Below are 19787 nucleotides of genomic sequence, written 5' to 3'. Positions count from 1 at the left end.
AGCTACAAAGATATTTATAAAAAAAAAGCACACAAATATTTATGTGTGCTTTTAAGGGTTATTTTGATGTGGTTGGTAAACTTTTTTATTTCCAATCAGGCATTTTTGCATCTTCTTCTATCAACTCTCTTCCGTTAACCTGACCTAATGTTAGTTTATAAATATTACTTTGCGACAATCCATCATTTGGTGTGTTTTCTATTATAATTTCTGCTTCTGTTGGAGAAAATTTAGCATCTAAATCATTAGTCCCTGGTGGTTTTTCAAAAGACACAGCACTATTTGTTGTCATCGTTGTTAAATCATAAATAAATACTTGAGAGTTTAATTGTCTATACTCTTGATTTTCGTTGCCGGTAACGTCTCTTGTATATAATAGTTTTGTACCGTCAAAAGATAAATCAATTCCTCCTGCAGCTCCTGTTACACCTTGTAAAATTATATCCTGAACTACTCCAGATGTATTTATTGTAAAAATCTCTACCTCATAACCATTACTATTGTTTGTCTTTAAGGCTATTGTGGATGTGTTTTGATTCCAATCTACTTCGGTTATAAAATTACCATTAGATGTTTGATATATTTGATTTAATCCAGATCCGTCTGAATCTATTACATACAATTTATCAAAACTTGGATATAAAATTTGAGAATCATTATTTGTCCATTCAAAGTCTATTTCTTCAAAATTAAATCCATTTACTGGTACAGCAGATGTTATTTGCTGAACATCTGAACCATCTAAATTCATAGTAAAAACATGTGTTTGTCCTCCATTACTTCTTAAAAATGCAATTTTATTTAAAGATTGTGCTTTACGAGGTCTCCATGAATTGTTATTTTGAGAGGTTAACTGAATCTCATTCCCGTCATCATCTGTAGAAAAGATAACATTATTTCCGTTTATTTTTCGAGTGAAGAAAATTCTATTTTCTGGAAACTCAATAGTTCTAAAGTTGAAAACATTGCTAGATACAGAATTATTAATACCATCATTAGCGGTTACTTGCCAAAAATATTTTGTGTTATACATTAAACCAGAAACTGTTAATGTAGTATCTGTAATTTCTGTAAAACTTATTACATCTGCATTTTGATCATTTAAAATCTCTACAGAGTAAGTTAACTCATCCTCTTCTGGATCTGATCCGGACCAAACTAAATCTATGCTTAGTCCAACTTCTACACTATCATTTAAAGGCTCTAGCAATATAGGTGCGTTTGGTGCATCATTATTTGCTGTTTCAATTTCAAGTTCAAAAATAACATTAGCAGAAACGGACTCTTGGATAGTTGTTCCTTCAAATTTAACTATATACCCTTCTTTTTCTGCTTTGACTGAATAATCTCCTACATCTATATTAGAAATTTGAAAATTCCCTTCCGAATCAGAAAAAATTGTACTAGTATTTGGATTAGTAGAGATTTTTACATTTTCTAATGGTATGTTCGTACTTTTTTCTACTACTTTACCTGTTAAAGTACCTTGTCCTGTTATTGTGATAGTTTCTTCACTACAAGCACAAAAAAGAACTAAAGCGCTTATTGTAAAAAATATTTTGAATATGTGATTTTTCATGGTTAATTTAATTAATAGCTAATCGATTTAAACAAGTTTATTCTTCTTTTGTTGAATCCTTTTTTTGTTTAAGATTCTCTTTTCTAATCCTACGCTTTTCTTGTTTTAATTCTCTTCTCTGTTGTTTTTTCAGATCTTTATTACTCTTTGGAGCTGAGAAATAATAATTAACACCAATCCCAAACCTGTAATACATATCATCTCTTTTACCTGCCTCTACAAAGTCTAATTGATCTGTAAATGCAGTATTGTGCTCTGCATAGCCAAATACACCTATATTATTATTCACCATATATTCTAAACCTGCTCCAAATTGCATTTTTAAATCTATAGTATCAAAATAATTTGAAGCATTAGATCCTACTCCTGCGAAAACATAAGGTGTAAACTTATCGTATGGTAACATGACATATTCTGCATTCAAATCAAAAGACATGTAACCTTCATTAAGCAGCTGTTTATTTTTTAAATTAAATTTGTTGTAGGTAAAATTTACATTTATAGCAGGATTTAAAAAGTATTTAAACCCAATCTTACTATTAAACTCAAATTCTGGATTTGGTAAATCACCACTAATCCTAGATAAACCTAAAGCACCTGTAACTGCTGTCTTACCTCTTCTTTTTATTAATAACCTATCGTAAATCTCTGTAGACATAGCATCAGATTTTTCTAAGAGATAATCATCAACTAACTTCTTAGAAGCCTCTTGTGTTGCTTGAGGAGCCCATAATTGATCTTTAATTCCTTCAATAATTAAAGCCTCTACCGCTTTTTCAATTGCTTCTGTAACTGCCATTTGTCCTGGTTCATTTTTTGTAATTCCAGTTTCTGCCTCTAATAATCTTTTAAATTTTACATATCTAAATAAACTTGCATCTATAGCTTGAGACAATATAGTTTTTGAAACATAAACGGTTTTTAACACTTCTCCGTTAGATGTAGAAACTGCTCTAAGATATACTGTTATTCTATCTTGTCGATATTGTGTTGATCCTCCTAAACCAAAATATCTTGCTCCAAAACCACCAGTTATAATATTAGAGTCATAAGAAATTATACCTCCTTCTAACAACACACCTGCATATAATAATGGTGGTAATTGAGGTTCGTTTGGATTGGTAGTTTGCCTATATTGCTTTCTTGTTGATCTAATTATATTCCTCTCTGTAGAAAGATTTGTAAAGTTTTCTCTTTCTATTACAGTAAACCATTTAGAATCTTCTAACGCTTTTGTTAAAATTGTTGTAGCGCCTTGTGTTACAGCTGTACTAAAAGAACTACCGTTTTCTGTTGGTTTATATTGACCTGTTTGATCTCTAAAATTGTAAACACCAACAACTATTGGTTCTTTTGGTGGCGGTAGGTTTATTAAGTTTTTATTAGCCTTAGTTTGTTCTCCTAATTTTGCTCGTTCTTGTTGATATGGTTGGTTAAAATAAGTTCCACAAGACGTTAATATAATAGCACAAATAATTAGAACAACAATGTTTAAATTATTGATTTTAGTCATTTAAAATTATTGATTAATTGGGGATAATAAGCTGTGTTTGTTCTCCTGTTCCTGTATCTAATATATCTACCACTAAACCATTACCAGAAGGATATACTTCTACAGATAACGTACCGAAGGTATATGTACCTTCAGACAATCCATCTGCACCTATTTGATCTGCAAATAATGATCTAGAAAGTTGATTTAAAATTTGACTGTTTAAGTTTTCTGAAAAGTTTTCTAATTCTGAGCCATCATTATCATCTTGTGCATCAGGATCCTCTAACAAGTTTTGAGATTCTGCAGAACTTAATAACCAATTATAATTAAATGTATCTCCTCCAAAAGCAGGATTTTTTGGTTTGTAAACCAAATCCTGACTAAAACTAGTCATACTAATTAGTAAACCTACAAGTGTTATTAAACTTTTCATGTTAATACTCTTTTATTCGTTTAGCATTTTCTTTTTCTCTTATAAGATACCTTTTTACGTATCTTAAACAAGACTCCGAATGCTTTCTTATTGATTCTGGATCTGGTTTAATCAAAAATTGATAAACTAAATTATCATCAATCTTTACTTCTATTATTGTTCTTCTTCCTAGACTAAATTTTTCTTCTACTACAATAACTTTTGCAGCATTAACACCATCTTCTCTATATCTATTTGCAAAAACTTCATAAAACTCTCTTCCAAATTTGGTTCGTGTTTCATCTGTTACTAATCCTCTAATTTCTACTCCATCTTCACTTGTATCATCAACATCTATAGTTAAACTTTCTTCTTTAGGTTTAACTGTTTTTTTTAAATTATTAGAAGTTGATAGGTTAACTATTTTTTTACCAACCAGATTTTCTTCTTCGTAAATTAGTAAAAAAATAACAACTTCGTCATTTTCTGACAAATTTATTGATGTTTGAGACAGCTCCATTGTCTGGTTAGGCTCTAAAGCAAATAATCCTTCTTGTTTATTTTTTGAGGAGTTATTAGTCTTTTTATTTTTTTTTATAACACTAAAATCATATTTAAGTGTTTTGTAAACCTCTGTTTTATTAAAGGCTATACTTTTGATTTGATATATACCGTTTAAGCTAGACGTATCTATTTTTGCTTCTATATCTCTATTAGTTATTCTTTGCGCAACCAAATTTGATATTGAAAACAACAAAACAATAATTAATAGTTTGTATTTATAAATAGAAACCATCTAGTTTTTAAGTTTATTTATAATTATTTATGGTTATTGTTCTACTTTGTCCAGTCATATTGATTTGTAATTTTTCTGAAATAGAGTTTGAACCATAATTTTCTATTTTTAAATTATCACCTATTTGATTAAAAGATGAATTTATAACTTTTTGATTACCAAAATTATAATCTATTACCGTATTATTATCTCCTACTTGTAACACCTGATAATCTATAAGCTTAGTTGCTTTTAATTTTACATCTATTAAATTATCATCTCCTACCTGATTTAAATCTACATTATATTTTGGCGCAGAGACTACTGCTTCTACTGTATTATAATCTCCTATTTGTGTAACATAAACACTCTTACTATTTATTTGTAATTGTGATGCGTTTTGTTGACTATTATTTACAGCATTACTAACTATAGCTAATTCTTGATTTTGATCTATTACATTACCATCTTCATCAGTTTCTGTTGATGACAAAATAGCATTTTGAGAAAAAGAAAAAACGCTAAACAATGAAAGTAATATTAATATTAGTTGCTTTTTCATAATTATTTAAATTTAAAAAATAAGGCAGGATTGTTACCTCCTGCCTCACTTTATCATAATAATTTGTAATTAAATTTATTTAAAATTTAATTAGTCTTTTTGTACAGTAATACTTGAATTATTCAAACCAATTTGGTCAACTAAAGAAGTATGGAAGCTTCCTGTTTGGAAAACTCTACCTTCATTATCATTCCCAACTTGAATAATTTCAGAGTAGTTATCATCTCCATTTTGTACTGATCTTGCAAAGTTGCTAGTACCGTCTTGGTAAACATCAGAACCATTACGATCTCCATCTTGTTCTTGACGAGACTTATTCATTAAACCATCTTGGTAAACATAAGCATCGTTATCATCTCCCATTTGAGTTTGCCAAGCTTTATTTTTCTTATCATAGTTAATACCTTGGTCCACAACAGCATAGTTTCTATCACCATCTTGCATTTGATCAGAGAAGTTTCTTCCACCAGAACCTATATCATTTTGGTATGATAATGCAAAGTTATCATCACCTATTTGAGTTTGAAAAGCTTTGTTTCTAGAGTCTCCTTGAACAATGCTTGCACTGTTATAGTTACCATTTTGGTCTTGATCTGCAACGTTTAAGTTACCTATTTGAGATACATAAGCTCCTGCTAATGCTCCAACCATATTGTAACCACCACCATTGTGACCAACTTGTTTTTGATCAGAATCGTTACCATTTCCTACTTGATAAGCATCTGCAAAGTTACCAGGTGTAGTTTGGTTAGGGTTACTGTTTTGATCTTGACTTGCGCTGTTGTTATTACCTGATTGGTAAACATAAGCTTCATTAAAATCGTAACGTTGTTTTTGGTAAGAATCGTTGTTGTTACCTAATTGCTCTGTCATTGCAGTATTTTCTTGAGCATAACCAACACCTGTATCTATTTCTGCAGTGTTATCGTTACCAACTTGTCTTACATCAGCGATGTTTTGATCACCATCTTGCTTAACTTTAGACCAGTTGTCGTTACCTCTTTGTTCTACATCGGCATCGTTCATCCAACCACTTAATGCGTTTACTGAACCTTTTTGATCAACTGTAGATTCGTTGCTCATACCCTTTTGGAATACGTCAGAGTCGTTACTTGTACCATTTTGATACACTTTACTGTCGTTGTCTTGTGCGAACATCATAGACGCACACATTAGTGCTGCTGCACTGAAAATTAATTTTTTCATTGTGAATAAATTTTATTGATTAATAGCTGTTACAAATATATAGAAATATTGAGATGCTATTTTTGAATAACCATAATTAATTATTGTTTTTAACCAATTATTCGTTATCACAAATAAATTTATCGCTGAAATGCAAAAATCACTTCAGAAAATTCCTACAAATAAAAACTTTAAAAATTGAAGAAAAATCATATCTACGTAGACCTACGTAGATATAATTTAAAAATTTTTATATAAAATTGACAATTTGATAACTTTTAAGTAAAACTCTTTATTTAGTAAATAGCAATTCACGGTATTTTGTGAGTGGCCAAATCTTGTCATCAACTAATAATTCTAACTTATCACAATGGTATCTAATTTCATTAAAAAGAGGTTTTACATCATTGCAATAGGCTATAGCTTTTTTATAAACATCTTCTATATTGTTTGATGTTTTTCTAGCAGTAATCATTTTTGTTACTCCAGAGTTTATCGCTTCTATATGATTTGATATTGATTCTATTAACATCAATTGCTCTTTTGCTAGTTTTTTAAAATCCTTATCATAAATAGCTTTTAAGCCTTGTACGTTTTTAATTAGTGTGTTTTGATACTTTACAGCTGTTGGCACTACATGGTTTCTTGCTATGTCACCTAAGACTCTTCCTTCTATTTGAATGCGCATAGCATATTCTTCCATTTCTATTTCATAACGTGCTTCCGATTCTACTTTATTCATTACTCCTAATTCTTCAAAAAGTGTCAACGCTTTTTTAGATACTTTTGCTTTTAAAGCTTCTGGTGTTGTCTTATTATTACTTAAACCTCGTTTTTTTGCTTCTTTTTCCCAAGCTTCTCCATAACCATTTCCTTCAAAAAGGATATTTTTAGACTTTTTAATATACTCTCTTAACACATTAAAGATAGCATCGTCTTTTTTCATTTTCTTATTGTCGATTAATTTATCAACCTCAACTTTAAAATCTATTAACTGCTTTGCGACGATAGTATTTAAGACCGTCATTGGATTAGCACAGTTTGCTGTAGATCCTACTGCTCTAAACTCAAATTTATTTCCTGTAAAAGCAAATGGAGATGTTCTGTTTCTATCTGTATTATCTAAAAGTACATCAGGAATTTTACCAACTACATTTAATTTTAGATCTGTTTTTTCTTCAGGTGAAAGTTTTCCATCGGTAACATTTTCAAGCTCTTTTAAAGTTTTTGTAAGTTGCTCTCCTATAAACACCGAAATTATTGCTGGTGGCGCTTCATTTGCTCCTAACCTATGATCATTACTTGCAGAAGCGATTGAAGCACGAAGCAACTCTTCATTATCACCAACCGCTTTAATTGTATTTATAAAAAAGGTTAAAAACTGAAGGTTACTCATTGGTGTTTTACCTGGACTTAAAAGATTAACTCCTGTATCTGTACTTAAACTCCAATTATTATGCTTTCCAGATCCGTTTACACCTGCAAAAGGTTTTTCATGAAATAACACCTTAAAGTTATGTCTTCCTGCTATTTTTTCCATCACATCCATTAATAATGAATTATGATCTACCGCAAGATTAGCTTCTTCAAAAATTGGCGCTAATTCAAATTGATTTGGAGCAACTTCATTATGTCTTGTTTTTACAGGAATACCTAGTAACATACATTCGGTTTCTAAATCTCTCATAAAAGACATAGCTCGATTAGGAATTGTTCCAAAATAATGATCATCTAACTGCTGACCTTTTGCGGCTGCATGACCTAACAATGTTCTACCTGTTAAAACAATATCTGGTCTAGACATGGCTAGACTTCTATCAATTAAAAAGTATTCTTGCTCCCAACCTAAAGACGCATTTACCTTTTTTACATTTTTATCAAAATACTTACAAACTGCTACAGCCGCACTATCTACAGCTTGCAACGCTCTTAATAATGGTGTTTTATAATCTAAAGCTTCACCTGTATATGATACAAATACAGTAGGAATACATAAAGTTGTACCATAAATAAAAGCTGGAGATGTAGGATCCCAAGCGGTATAACCTCTTGCTTCAAAGGTGTTTCTAATACCTCCATTAGGAAAACTAGAGGCATCTGGTTCTTGTTGCACTAATTGACTACCTTCAAATTTTTCTATTGACATGCCACCACCAACAGTTTCAAAAAAAGCATCGTGTTTTTCTGCTGTTGCTCCTGTTAAAGGTTGAAACCAATGCGTATAATGTGTAGCACCTTTTGAGATTGCCCATTCTTTCATTCCTGTTGAGATATGATCTGCAACTACTCTATCTATTTTTTTTCCTAATTGAATAGCATCTATAACACTATTAAAAGCATCTTTTGTTAAATATTGACGCATTGTTGCTTCATTAAAAACATGAGAAGCAAATAATTCTGAACGTCGTTGTTTTTCTTCTATAAATACAGGCTTATGTTGTAGCGACTGTTTAACTGCATGAAATCTTAATGTAGACATAAAATTGTAATTGTTTTTTGCGAAATTACAATTTTTTGCATCATAAATTTATTATACCCTAAAAAAAATAGGGTTATCGACACTCTTTTAATAAATTTAAAAATATCACCCTTATTTTTTTATAGGTAAAATCATAATTTATATATATTTGCATCAACATAACTAATAAAAATTTTTATACCATGAGTAAATCTAAATTAGAGTACATCTGGTTGGATGGTTACTATCCAACACAAAACATGAGGAGCAAAACTAAGGTTGAAGACAACTTTAGCGGTAAATTAGAAGACTGCCCTATTTGGTCTTTTGATGGTAGCTCTACAAAGCAAGCCACAGGAGATTCTTCTGACTGCTTACTTAAACCAGTTGCTATTTATCCTGACCCTGCAAGAAAAGATGGCTATTTAGTAATGACTGAAGTTTTAAATCCAGATGGTACACCACACGTTTCTAATGGAAGAGCTACAATAGATGATGATGACAACGACTTCTGGTTTGGATTTGAGCAAGAATACTTTATCATGGATAAAAAGACACAACTACCTTTAGGTTTCCCTGTTGGTGGTTATCCTGCTCCTCAAGGTTTATACTACTGTTCTGTTGGAGGAAGAAACACTCATGGTAGAGCTTTAGTAGAAGAACATGCAGATTTATGCATTGAAGCTGGATTAAACTTTGAAGGTATCAATCAAGAGGTTGCTGCTGGACAATGGGAATTTCAATTATTTGCTAAAGGCGCTAAAAAAGCTGGTGATGAAATTTGGGTTGCTAGATACCTATTAGATAGATTAACAGAAAAATATGGCTACTATATTGAATACCATCCAAAACCATTAGGAAAGGATATGGATTGGAATGGTTCTGGTATGCACGCCAACTTCTCTAACACTGTATTAAGAACTTGTGGTAGTAAAGAAATTTATGAAAAAATTTGTGAAGCATTTAGACCTGTAGTAAAAGAACATATTGCTGTTTATGGTGAGTTTAACGACCAACGTTTAACAGGAGAACACGAAACAGCTAGTATAGATGACTTTAGTTATGGTATATCTGACAGAGGCGCATCCATAAGAATACCAATTATCACTGTGGAAAAAGGTTGGAAAGGTTGGTTAGAAGACCGTCGTCCAGCATCTAACGGTGATCCTTACAAAATTGCAGGAAGAATTGTAAAAACAGTAAAATCTGCTAATATTAGTTAATAACATTTTTTGTTAAAATCCATTAAAAAACGCTTTCAACAATTTGAAAGCGTTTTTTTTATTTCTGTTTTAACCTTTAAAAACTAAAAAGATAAATGTGGCGTAAACTACTACTAAAGCAAACCCTTTAAATTTATCTATAGTATTCTTTTTAGGAATTAACCCTAACGGAAGTATAACCGCTGCAAACAAAAGCATCCAAAAAATATCTCGACTCAAAATTAAATGCTCTTCAATAGGGATAGTTTTTATTATTGATGTTAAACCCAATACAGAACCTATATTAAAAATATTTGAACCTATTAAATTACCTAAAGAAATTGCTTTTTCTTGTTTAGCTGCAGCAATAACAGAAGCAGCTAATTCTGGTACACTTGTACCAATTGCAATCATTGTTACACCAATAACAGCTTCACTTACACCTAATTTCTGAGCTATTTCTGTTGCTCCTTTTACCAGCCATTCGCTTCCAAAGTAAAGCGCTAAAGCACCAATAAGCAACCATATAATGATTTTAACATTAGAAACTACAGATAGCGCATCATCTACTTCTTCAACTTCTTCAGTAGATTTTTGACCTTTAATTAAGTAAACAATAAACAACAGTAAACCTACAAACAATACTGCTCCTTCTATTGGAGTTAATTGACTGTCATTCCATAAAAAATAATACAATGCGAAAGAAAACACCATCATGACAGGCCAAGTTAGCCTGTAAAATGATTTATCTATTGCAATAGCTCCTACAATTGCTGTAACACCTAAAACTAATCCAATATTAGCTATATTTGATCCTACTACATTATTAATTGCAATTGCTGGCGAACCTTTTAAGGCAGCTTGTAAACTTACCAACAATTCTGGTGCAGACGTTGCAAAAGATACAACCGTCATACCAATTACTATTTTTGAAATATTAAGTTTAAAGGATAATGCTACCGAAGATCTTACTAAATACTCGCCTCCTACAACCAAAAGCACAAATCCTAAGATTAAAAAAACAATACTCATAAATTATATTTTATGCGAAGATACATTTTGAATTTTAAAATCTAACACTCTCTTTTTTATTTATCACGAGCTATTAAAAACTAAAAAAATAGTTAAAAAACTATTTTTTTAGTTACATAACTATTTTTATAGTTATATTAGCGTAAAATTCATTTTCATGGAAAAACTAACTAATAAAGAAGAAGAAATAATGCACATTTTATGGAAGCTAGAAAAAGCTTTTGTAAAGGATATTTTAGCTGAATATAAAGACAATAAACCACATTACAACACTTTATCTACAATGGTAAGAAACCTTGAAGACAAAGGTTACGTTAGTCATGAAGCATTTGGAAAAACACACAGATACTACCCTATTGTTAAAAAAGAGAATTACCGAAAAAACTTTATAAACACAGCTATCGACAATTATTTTAATAGTTCTTATAAAAATGTAGTTTCATTTTTTGCAAAAGAAGAAAAAATCTCTGTAGAAGAGTTAAAAGACATTATTCGTTTAATAGAAGAACAAAAATAATTATGGAATATCTAATAGAATCTTCTGCGATTACAATTATTTTTTACGTTTGTTACAAACTGTTTTTACAAAAGGAAACCTTTTTCCAATCTAACAGATGGTTTTTACTTTCAGGAATTATTATAGCATTTTCTTTACCTTTTTTAGTCATTCCAATATATGTAGAATACACTCCAGAAACATTTCAATTTGTAACTACAAACCAATTAACTAGTAACAATACACAAGAACCAACTAGTCAATTAAATATTGAAAATATTTTACTTTCAGCTTACCTATTGGTATCTTCTATTTTATTGGCAAGACTTGTACTTCAATACCTTTCATTAAACAAGATATTAAAAAGCGGCATTTCTAAAAGCGAAAACAAGTACAAGCTAATAGAAACAACAAGCAATATCGCACCGTTTTCATTCTTTAATAACATTGTAGTCAACCCAAAAAATTTTAACGAAAAAGAATTAGAACAAGTTATTGCACATGAAAAAACTCACGCCAAACAACTTCACTCTATAGACGTATTAATCTGTAATTTATTAACTGTTGTTTTATGGTTTAATCCGTTTTCTTGGCTTTATAAAAAGGAAATAATTCAAAATTTAGAATTTATAGCAGACCAACAAGCAAATGCAAAAAGCAAATCTGTAAAAAGCTACCAAAAACTACTTTTAAAAACCAGTTTATCACAAAATCAATTATCAATATCAAATAACTTTTATCAATCATTAATCAAAAAACGAATTATTATGCTACAAAAATCAAAATCAAAAAATGTCAACTTATTAAAGCTAACATTGGTTATACCTGTTATAGTTTTATTCTTAATGAGTTTTAACACAAAAGAAGTTTATATCGCAAATAACAACACTAGCGCTAATAACATTGTGCAAACTGAACTTTCAGTTATCACATCAAAATCTACAGACAAAGATTTAAAATCAATAAAAAAAGACTTAGAAAAACAAGGTGATGGAATAGAAATTAAATTTTCTGAAATAGAAAGAAATAATAATCAAGAAATTACAAGTATTTCAATTGAAGCTAAGTTTAAAGACAACGAGGACTTCAAAACAGTGAAAGTTTTTAGTTATAAAAACAAACCTATTGATAACATCGCTTTAAAAGTAGAAAACAACGAACTTATTTTTGCTTCTAAGCAAAACAAATTCAATCAAAAATACACCAATTCTGGTTGGGTATTTGAAAAAACGAATACTACTAAAACTAAAGAAATAGATGAAGATTTATTAATTATCATCGATAAAAAAGAATCTAATAAAGAACAATTAGAAAAAATAAGTCCAGAAGATATCAACTCTGTAAACGTTTTAAAAGAAGAAAAAGCAATTACCAAATACGGAGACAAAGGTAAAAACGGTGTTATTGAAGTTTTTACTAAAGACAAAAAACCTTGGAAGATCGAAGAAGAAGTAAATGTAGTTACAGTTTCTGAGGTTGAAGAAAACCCATGGAAAATAAATCCTGGTGTTACAGAGGTTAACGTTTTTGAAGCAGATAGAACAAACCCTGAAGACATTAATTTTTTATCAAAAAAATTAAATGACCCAAATTCTAAAATTTTAATAATTAAAAATAAAGAAGAAATAACTAAAGAAGAGTTTTTTAAAATACCAAGTTACTCAATTAAAAGTATTACTATTTTAAAAGACGAAAAAGCAGTTATTAAATACGGTGACAAAGGAAAAGATGGAGTTATAGAAATAACAGCAACAGACAAAAATCCTTGGAAAATATCTTACGAAGTCTCTGAAGTTGCATATTCTGAAAATGATATTGTAAATAAAAATGCTGCAGTATTTACACTTTCTAAAACAACAACTGACAAATCTATTGCCATAAATAAAAATTTTATGAAAGAGCACTATGATTTAGAGGTAAAAACCAGTAAAATAAAAAGAAATAAAGAAGGAGAAATAATTAAAATCAAAATTACTTTAGAAGATAAAAAAGGGCAAAAAGCAAGTGCTACTTTTGCATCTGAAGATGGAATACCTACCATTAAATACGGTAATGATTTAAAAGGAAATTTAATTATTAGTTCTAAATAATTATTAGCTCTAAAATAAAGAAAGACCTTCAAATGAAGGTCTTTTTTTATTTTCATATTTAGTCTTAATCGACTAAAATCTTTTTAACCAAACTTTGATTATTTTCAGTTTCAATTTTGACTAAATATAAGCCGCTAGCAACTTTTAAATCTATATAGTTGTTATTAGCGACTTGTTGCTTTAGCACTAATCGTCCTTCTGAAGAAAACATAGAGATATTGTAATTTTGTTCTTTTCCAGAAACGTATAATTTATCTGTTGTTGGATTTGGATAAATTTTAACAAAAGAAGTTTCAAAAGTATCTGTACTTAAGTTTTGATTCCACGTATCACCAACATTTGTTCCCCAAATATATTCTACTAAATCTGGTTGATCTATAAATGGGTTACGGTTAAATTGCCAGTTATAGACTACATTATTTCGATTCATTTCAAAATCGTCTGGTGGATCATTTCTATGCCAATCTAAAATAGTTGCTAAATCTCCCATTTGTCCAGTAGTTGAAGGATAACCATTAACTACACTTAGTCCATTATATCTTATTTGCATATATAAAACACTACGAGCAACATCTCCTTTAAAACTTCCTAAATTACCGCTTGGTCCTGTATATTGTCCGTAATGCTGATTTCCTCTTGAGCTATTTTCTTGCCCGTCTACAGCTCTTAATGCATGCGCATCACTATTGCCATGACGTAAAGAATCAGCTGATGTTGTCCAATAAACATCAATACCATTACTAGTATCATCAGCACCAATATTGTTATAACCCGCTAGAGATCTAGGAAACGTATGCTCTCTATTCCATTTACCAACATTACTTGCATTGGTTTGAAAATCTAATTTTGCACGACCTTGCTCTGTGTAAACCATCCAAATTTGATTTGAATTTTCTGGGTTTTGATCAGCTTCTTTTAAAATATCAATAACATCTGTATAAGTTTGCGCTCTTACAACGGTAGGGTCCGCAATAATATCTTGTAAAGCTTGCTCTAAAGCAGCTCCAGATAAGCCATCTAAACTATCATAATAACCAGTAGGTTGCGTACTTGAAACTACTCCGAAAGTTGGGTTTACTGGCGTACCAAATGGAGCGATAACAAAATCGTTATCTACAATTCTTATCTTAATATTATTGTTAAAAGGTATTAATGGTGTTGGTAAGTTATCAAACCTAATTAAAGGCTCTTCATCTCCTTCATTTAGAGCATCATCAATTAAGGTAATTGTTGTGCTAACTTGATTTTGCCCACTTAATATGGTTAAAGATGTATTTCCTGTATAATCTGAAGTATCAAAACCTTGATTACTCATTACAAAGCTAAACGAGTAATCAGAATCCACATTGCTTTGCGCTGTAAAAGTAATATCGAAAGATGCACCTTCATCAACTTGTGATTGACTTACAGTGATTTCTAAAGCATTTAAAATTACTCCAGAACCATCATTTAATTGTCTTGGTGTTGGTGTTGTAGATGTGTAAGACCCATCGTTGTTACGCTGTATTGAGTTAGTATTATTTCCTGGTCCTTCATTAATTTGTTCTGTAACACCTAATAAAGACATTAAAACAGTATCATCAGCGTCACTAGTATCATAAACTAAAGCATCTACTAGATTAGTTGTTGTTGCTAAAGTCCCTTCAGGAAAATCATAATCATTACCTTGATAAATAGCTATAGCATCGGCTCCATTCTGAATCAAATTTTCACCAATAAAAACTTGCGGATAAGGTGTAACCGTATCACTTCCTATCAAAAGTAATCCATTAATATCTGTAACTGCTCCATCTAAATCTAACGCAAAATAACTGCTATCTCCGCCAGAAGTAGAGCCATTAAAAAACACTAGAACATATCCATCTAAAGGAAAGTTTGGTGTTGCAGACTTTAGCTCTACAAACTCACCATAATCAATTCCTGGTGTGTCGCAATCTAATTCGTTTATAACAACTGCTTGACTGTAACTAATAGACACAATAAACAGTGATAAAATAGTAATTATCTTTTTCATTTTTGGGAGAATTATTTTTACAAATATACCACTATAAACGAGTTACAATTTTATATGAACGTTAATTAACCTTTTTATGAGTAGAAAAATAATGAAAATCTCTAAAATCGGTGTTTTTTAAATAAAAATTGCCTTGTAAAAAATTTTCACCCTAAAAAAAACCCTACAATTATTACATTTTTAAACAATAAATATATTTTATTATTTCAATTAAAAACTTTGTTGAAGGCATATTTTTAAAAGTTGAAACTTTTTTGATTTTTTTACTTCATATTTAATAGTCAAATTCATAGATTTTATTTCTTTTGCTTGTAGGTTAATATTGAAAAAATATATATTAAAAAAACAATCATTTAAATGGTTGTTTTTATTAACCCTTAAACCTTAAAAACTATGCTAACAATTGCCAAATTAATAATTGATATTATTACATCAATTATTTACTAAAAACCAAAAAAGTAAAACTTAGTCTAGAATAAGTTTTACATTTTTTTTTAAAATTCGCTATTTGGCAAGCATTAATTAAACCAGTAGTTTTGTAAAAAGGTTTACCATGAAAAAGATTTTTTTTAAACTTTTAGCCAAACTAAACAAGTTAATCTTACCCAGTTATACAAAACAAGGTTTAGACCTTAGTAAAGCTAGTAAATTACAATTAGCCATTTTTGGATGGAAACTTTATGTAACTAAAAATGCTTTAGATTAAATTTTTATAACATAAATTTTGATGTTTATATAAAAAAGGAATATATTTGCACCCACAAAAAAAAGGCCTCGTGGCGCAACTGAATAGCGCATCTGATTACGGCTCAGAAGGTTACAGGTTTGAATCCTGTCGAGGTCACTACAATAAAAACCACGTCTATTTGACGTGGTTTTTTTGTTTTACAAACACTATAAACAAAACAAGTTGTTTATTATTAAGTATATAGCTATATTTATTTATAACTAATCAATACTATTTAGGTTATGAAAAAAAATATGGGAGCTTTAGATAAAAGCCTACGCGTGCTTATTGCTATTATTATTGCTTTATTATATTATTTAGATGTAATAGAAGGTACATTAGCTTACGTTTTAATGGCTATTTCTATTATCTTTTTAATTACAAGTTTTGTTAATTTTTGCCCATTGTATAAAATTTTAGGCATTAACACTAATAGACGTAAATCATAAAACAAAAAAAGAGCCTTTTAAAAAAGGCTCTTTTTTATACTATTTCTGCGCTTAATCCTGCATCAAGAAGCATGGAACAACGTGGTTTTAAATCGTCATAGTCACCAGTTTTTACTGTACACTTTCCTTTGTAATGCACTAAAATAGAACATTGCTCTGCTTGTTCTGGTGTGTGATCACACGCATACATTAATGTATTTATAACGTGATCAAAGGTGTTAACATCATCATTATACAAAACAATTTCGTTATTGTTTTTTTCTAATGTGTCTACTTCAAATTGTTCTTGAATTTTTTCTTTTGTACTCATATATGCAATGATTTTGAGTGTATTACACTTCTAAAATATTAATTTTTAAAATGTAATGCAACCCAATTATTACGTTTTAACGTTTTTGTATGCTGTAAATTATGAGTATTACATTCTTTTTCGATTAACGGAATGTCATCTTCATAAAAACCGCTTAAAAACAAACTTCCGTTAGGGTTTAAGCATTTTGCATACGTAGCTATATCTTGCAACAAAATATTTCTATTAATGTTTGCAATTATTATGTCGTAATGTTTGTTATTTAATAACGAAGCGTCACCTTCGTAAACTGAAATATAATTACAGTTATTACGTTCTACATTTTCTAAACTGTTTAAATAACACCAATTATCGATATCTATAGCATCTATAGATTGTGCGCCTTTCATCTCGGCTAAAATGGCTAAAACTGCTGTACCGCAACCCATATCTAAGACTGATTTATCTTTAAAATCGTTTTGTAAGATATGCTGGATCATCATGTGTGTTGTTTCATGATGACCTGTCCCAAAACTCATTTTTGGTTCGATAATGATATCGTATTCTGTGTCAAATTTTTCATGAAATGGTGCGCGAACAGCACAAACATCATCTACTATAATTGGGTTAAAGTTTTTTTCCCATTCTGCATTCCAGTTGGTTTGCTCTATATCTTCGTGTGTGTAAGTAATATCAAATTCATCAGAATTTAATATTTGAATATCTTCTAAGATATTCTGGTTCCATTCTTCTTTTTGAATGTATGCTGTTACACCTTCTTCGGTTTCTACAAAGCTTTCAAATCCTGCATAACCTAACTCGGCGATTAAAATTTCTACTGCTGGTTGTAATGGTTCTACTTTAAAATAGTAACCTTTATAAATAATATTAGACATTGTTGTTGCTATGTTTTTGCGGTTTTATCCGCGTTAGCGATAGTAGTGGCATCCTTTTTTGAGGTACGAGAAAAAGATATAACGAATAGCGCGACGCTTTGCCTGACTTATATCAGGCAAAGGGTAACGCCCAAATTAATATTTTAAAATGCGTTTACAATTGCAAAAAAGTCTTCTGCTTTTAGCGATGCACCACCTATTAATCCGCCATCTACGTCTGGTTTAGAGAAAATTTCTTTAGCGTTGTTTGGTTTTACGCTACCTCCGTAAAGTATCGATACATTATCTGCTATATCATCACCATATTTATCTGCTAATGTTTTACGGATAAATGCGTGCATGTCTTGTGCTTGCTCTGGGCTAGCTGTCTCGCCTGTTCCTATTGCCCATACTGGCTCGTATGCTAAAACGATATTTTTAAATGCTGATGCGTCTAAATGAAATAATGCATTACTTATTTGGTTACCTACTACGGTTTCTTCTTTTCCAGATTTACGGTCTTCTAACTCTTCTCCGAAGCAAAATATTACTCGCATATTATTTGCTAATGCTGCGTCTACTTTTTTTGCTAAAGTTGCGTCTGTCTCGTTAAAGTATGCTCTACGCTCGCTATGTCCTAAGATTACGGTTTGTATACCAACGCTTTTTAGCATTGATGCACTTACTTCTCCTGTGTATGCTCCGTTTTCTGCAAAGTGCATGTTTTGAGCGATTACTTCTATATCTGATGTACGTAATGACTGAAATGAATGCCAAAGATTTGTAAATGAAGGCGCTACCATTACTTCTGCATCACTTGTTTGCGTTTGCTTTTGTAAATCTGTTAATAAGCCTTCTGTTTGGGCTAAATCATTATTCATTTTCCAGTTTCCTGCGACGATGTTTTTTCTCATTGTTTTTCCTGCGAAAGCAGGAATCTCTGCTTTCTTTTTAATTAAACTTAATATTTTTTTAGTGCCAACTGCTTATTACGGTTTAAAGCACTATTTATTTTTATTTGTCTATTATGAGATTCCTGCTTTCGCAGGAATTTTACTCTAATTTTACCTTTGGATCTAACCAACCGTAGATTATATCTACAAAAATATTAATTATTATGAAGAGTAGCGCTATAATTAGCACCGAACCCATAATTACTGGTAAGTCTAATGTGTTTAAAGCGTTTACAATTTCTTTACCTAAGCCATTCCACCCAAAAATATATTCTACAAAAACTGCTCCTGCTAACATACTTGCAAACCAACCTGATATTGCTGTAACTACAGGATTTAATGCGTTTTTTATAGCATGATTTTTTATAATTTGAAATTCTGAAAGTCCTTTTGCTTTGGCTGTACGAATGTAATCTTGGTTAAATACTTCTAATAGTGAATTTCGCATTAACTGAATAACTACAGCTAATGGTCTAATCCCTAAAACAAGCGCAGGAAGAATTAAATTTTTCCATTTGATGTGCATTTTTTCTCCAAAATCGTCAAGTTCGTATAAACTTCCTGTCATTTCTAAATTTGTGTATTTGTGCAATATAAAACCAAAAAACCACGCAAATAATATGGCACTAAAAAAGGAAGGTACACTCATCCCTAAAGTACTGATAACTTGTATAGATTTATCTAATAATGAATCTTTTTTTAATGCTGAAATAACACCTAAAAATACACCCAAAAATAAAGCTATTGTTATTGCCGAAATTGCTAAAACAAAAGTATTTGGTAATGTTTCTGAAAGTACTTGACTTACTTTTTTACCTTGTTTAGTATAGCTTTCTCTTAAATATGGAAATTTTAAAACTATGGTTGTATTGGCTACAGAAAACAGTTTGGTTGCTGCGTATTTATTTTGACTTAAAAACGTATAATCTCCTTCTGTTTTTGAGTGAAATGAAATTGGCGACAAATCGTTTAAATAGTACAAATATTGCGTACTTATGGGTTTATCAAATCCATATTTTTTTTTAACAATAGCTAACTGTTCGCTATCTTCATTTTGCCCCAACATCATTTGTGCTGGATCACCTGGCAATACACTAAATAAAAAGAAAATAACAGTAACTACTCCAAATAATGTGAGTAATGCATAAAAGATTTTATTTAGTAAGTAGCTTAACAGATGTTATATTTTTATGA

Annotated in this window: 18 protein-coding genes and 1 tRNA gene; 6 read left to right on the top strand and 13 right to left on the bottom strand. The window is 30.4% G+C overall.

The genetic code is table 11. From position 1 onward, the window contains the following. Positions 1-85: 85 nt before the first annotated feature. The 7 genes from WA340_RS01320 to WA340_RS01290 all read right to left on the bottom strand — a co-directional run bounded on the left by WA340_RS01320 (position 86) and on the right by WA340_RS01290 (position 8487). Complete coding sequence (locus WA340_RS01320; RefSeq protein ID WP_336126979.1) at positions 86-1579, bottom strand: carboxypeptidase regulatory-like domain-containing protein; 1494 nt, start codon at positions 1577-1579, stop codon at positions 86-88. 37 nt (positions 1580-1616) lie between these two features. Further along, positions 1617-3092 (bottom strand): CsgG/HfaB family protein, encoded by a 1476-nt coding sequence (locus WA340_RS01315; RefSeq protein WP_106679192.1) that lies wholly within the window; start codon positions 3090-3092, stop codon positions 1617-1619. A 13-nt stretch (positions 3093-3105) separates the two neighbouring features. Further along, positions 3106-3507 (bottom strand): curli production assembly/transport component CsgF, encoded by a 402-nt coding sequence (locus WA340_RS01310; protein WP_027880732.1) that lies wholly within the window; start codon positions 3505-3507, stop codon positions 3106-3108. Position 3508: 1 nt separating this feature from the next. Continuing rightward, positions 3509-4282: a CsgE family curli-type amyloid fiber assembly protein gene (locus WA340_RS01305; protein WP_336126978.1), complete on the bottom strand. Its 774-nt coding sequence runs from the start codon at positions 4280-4282 to the stop codon at positions 3509-3511. A 13-nt stretch (positions 4283-4295) separates the two neighbouring features. Then, the gene (locus WA340_RS01300; RefSeq protein WP_027880730.1) at positions 4296-4823 is read right to left on the bottom strand and encodes a hypothetical protein; all 528 of its coding nucleotides are present in this window, start codon (positions 4821-4823) and stop codon (positions 4296-4298) included. A gap of 90 nt (positions 4824-4913) precedes the next feature. After that, positions 4914-6029, bottom strand: coding sequence for a hypothetical protein (locus WA340_RS01295; protein ID WP_336126977.1), 1116 nt, complete (start codon positions 6027-6029; stop codon positions 4914-4916). 271 nt (positions 6030-6300) lie between these two features. Continuing rightward, positions 6301-8487: a glutamine synthetase III family protein gene (locus WA340_RS01290; RefSeq protein ID WP_106679184.1), complete on the bottom strand. Its 2187-nt coding sequence runs from the start codon at positions 8485-8487 to the stop codon at positions 6301-6303. 182 nt (positions 8488-8669) lie between these two features. Between WA340_RS01290 and WA340_RS01285 the strand changes: the two genes are divergently transcribed. After that, positions 8670-9689, top strand: a complete 1020-nt coding sequence (locus WA340_RS01285) for a glutamine synthetase beta-grasp domain-containing protein (protein WP_027880727.1) — start codon at positions 8670-8672, stop codon at positions 9687-9689. A 69-nt stretch (positions 9690-9758) separates the two neighbouring features. Here the strand turns inward: WA340_RS01285 and WA340_RS01280 are convergent, their stop codons facing one another. After that, positions 9759-10700, bottom strand: coding sequence for a calcium/sodium antiporter (locus WA340_RS01280; protein WP_336126976.1), 942 nt, complete (start codon positions 10698-10700; stop codon positions 9759-9761). Between the two features lie 157 nt (positions 10701-10857). Between WA340_RS01280 and WA340_RS01275 the strand changes: the two genes are divergently transcribed. After that, positions 10858-11217 (top strand): BlaI/MecI/CopY family transcriptional regulator, encoded by a 360-nt coding sequence (locus WA340_RS01275; protein WP_027880725.1) that lies wholly within the window; start codon positions 10858-10860, stop codon positions 11215-11217. A 2-nt stretch (positions 11218-11219) separates the two neighbouring features. After that, positions 11220-13286 (top strand): M56 family metallopeptidase, encoded by a 2067-nt coding sequence (locus tag WA340_RS01270; protein WP_336126975.1) that lies wholly within the window; start codon positions 11220-11222, stop codon positions 13284-13286. Positions 13287-13350: 64 nt separating this feature from the next. On the opposite strand, the gene WA340_RS01265 is transcribed toward WA340_RS01270, so the two are convergent. After that, the gene (locus tag WA340_RS01265) at positions 13351-15300 is read right to left on the bottom strand and encodes an endonuclease (protein ID WP_336126974.1); all 1950 of its coding nucleotides are present in this window, start codon (positions 15298-15300) and stop codon (positions 13351-13353) included. 553 nt (positions 15301-15853) lie between these two features. Between WA340_RS01265 and WA340_RS01260 the strand changes: the two genes are divergently transcribed. From WA340_RS01260 to WA340_RS01250, 3 genes are all read left to right on the top strand, one after another. Continuing rightward, positions 15854-16006, top strand: coding sequence for a hypothetical protein (locus WA340_RS01260; RefSeq protein WP_027880722.1), 153 nt, complete (start codon positions 15854-15856; stop codon positions 16004-16006). Between the two features lie 64 nt (positions 16007-16070). Continuing rightward, positions 16071-16144: transfer RNA gene (locus WA340_RS01255), tRNA-Arg, on the top strand. A 125-nt stretch (positions 16145-16269) separates the two neighbouring features. Further along, a complete protein-coding gene (locus tag WA340_RS01250; protein ID WP_336126973.1) occupies positions 16270-16476 on the top strand; it encodes a YgaP family membrane protein in 207 nt (68 codons plus the stop codon). 34 nt (positions 16477-16510) lie between these two features. On the opposite strand, the gene WA340_RS01245 is transcribed toward WA340_RS01250, so the two are convergent. The 4 genes from WA340_RS01245 to WA340_RS01230 form a co-directional block, all read right to left on the bottom strand. After that, positions 16511-16786, bottom strand: coding sequence for an ATP-dependent Clp protease adaptor ClpS (locus WA340_RS01245; protein ID WP_336066258.1), 276 nt, complete (start codon positions 16784-16786; stop codon positions 16511-16513). Between the two features lie 38 nt (positions 16787-16824). Continuing rightward, on the bottom strand, positions 16825-17661 hold the full coding sequence (gene prmA, locus WA340_RS01240) for a 50S ribosomal protein L11 methyltransferase (RefSeq protein WP_336126972.1): 837 nt from the start codon (positions 17659-17661) through the stop codon (positions 16825-16827). A gap of 143 nt (positions 17662-17804) precedes the next feature. Continuing rightward, entirely contained in the window at positions 17805-18554 is a 750-nt protein-coding gene (tpiA, locus tag WA340_RS01235; protein WP_336126971.1) for a triose-phosphate isomerase, read from the bottom strand. A gap of 139 nt (positions 18555-18693) precedes the next feature. Then, positions 18694-19770 (bottom strand): ABC transporter permease, encoded by a 1077-nt coding sequence (locus WA340_RS01230; RefSeq protein WP_336127042.1) that lies wholly within the window; start codon positions 19768-19770, stop codon positions 18694-18696. Positions 19771-19787: the final 17 nt, after the last annotated feature.

Origin of the sequence: Mesoflavibacter sp. CH_XMU1422-2 (genome assembly GCF_037029245.1) — a bacterium.
Taxonomy (GTDB): domain Bacteria; phylum Bacteroidota; class Bacteroidia; order Flavobacteriales; family Flavobacteriaceae; genus Mesoflavibacter; species Mesoflavibacter zeaxanthinifaciens.
The sequence above is the reverse complement of the archived record's forward strand: the minus strand, read 5'-3'. Positions and strand labels throughout refer to the sequence as shown.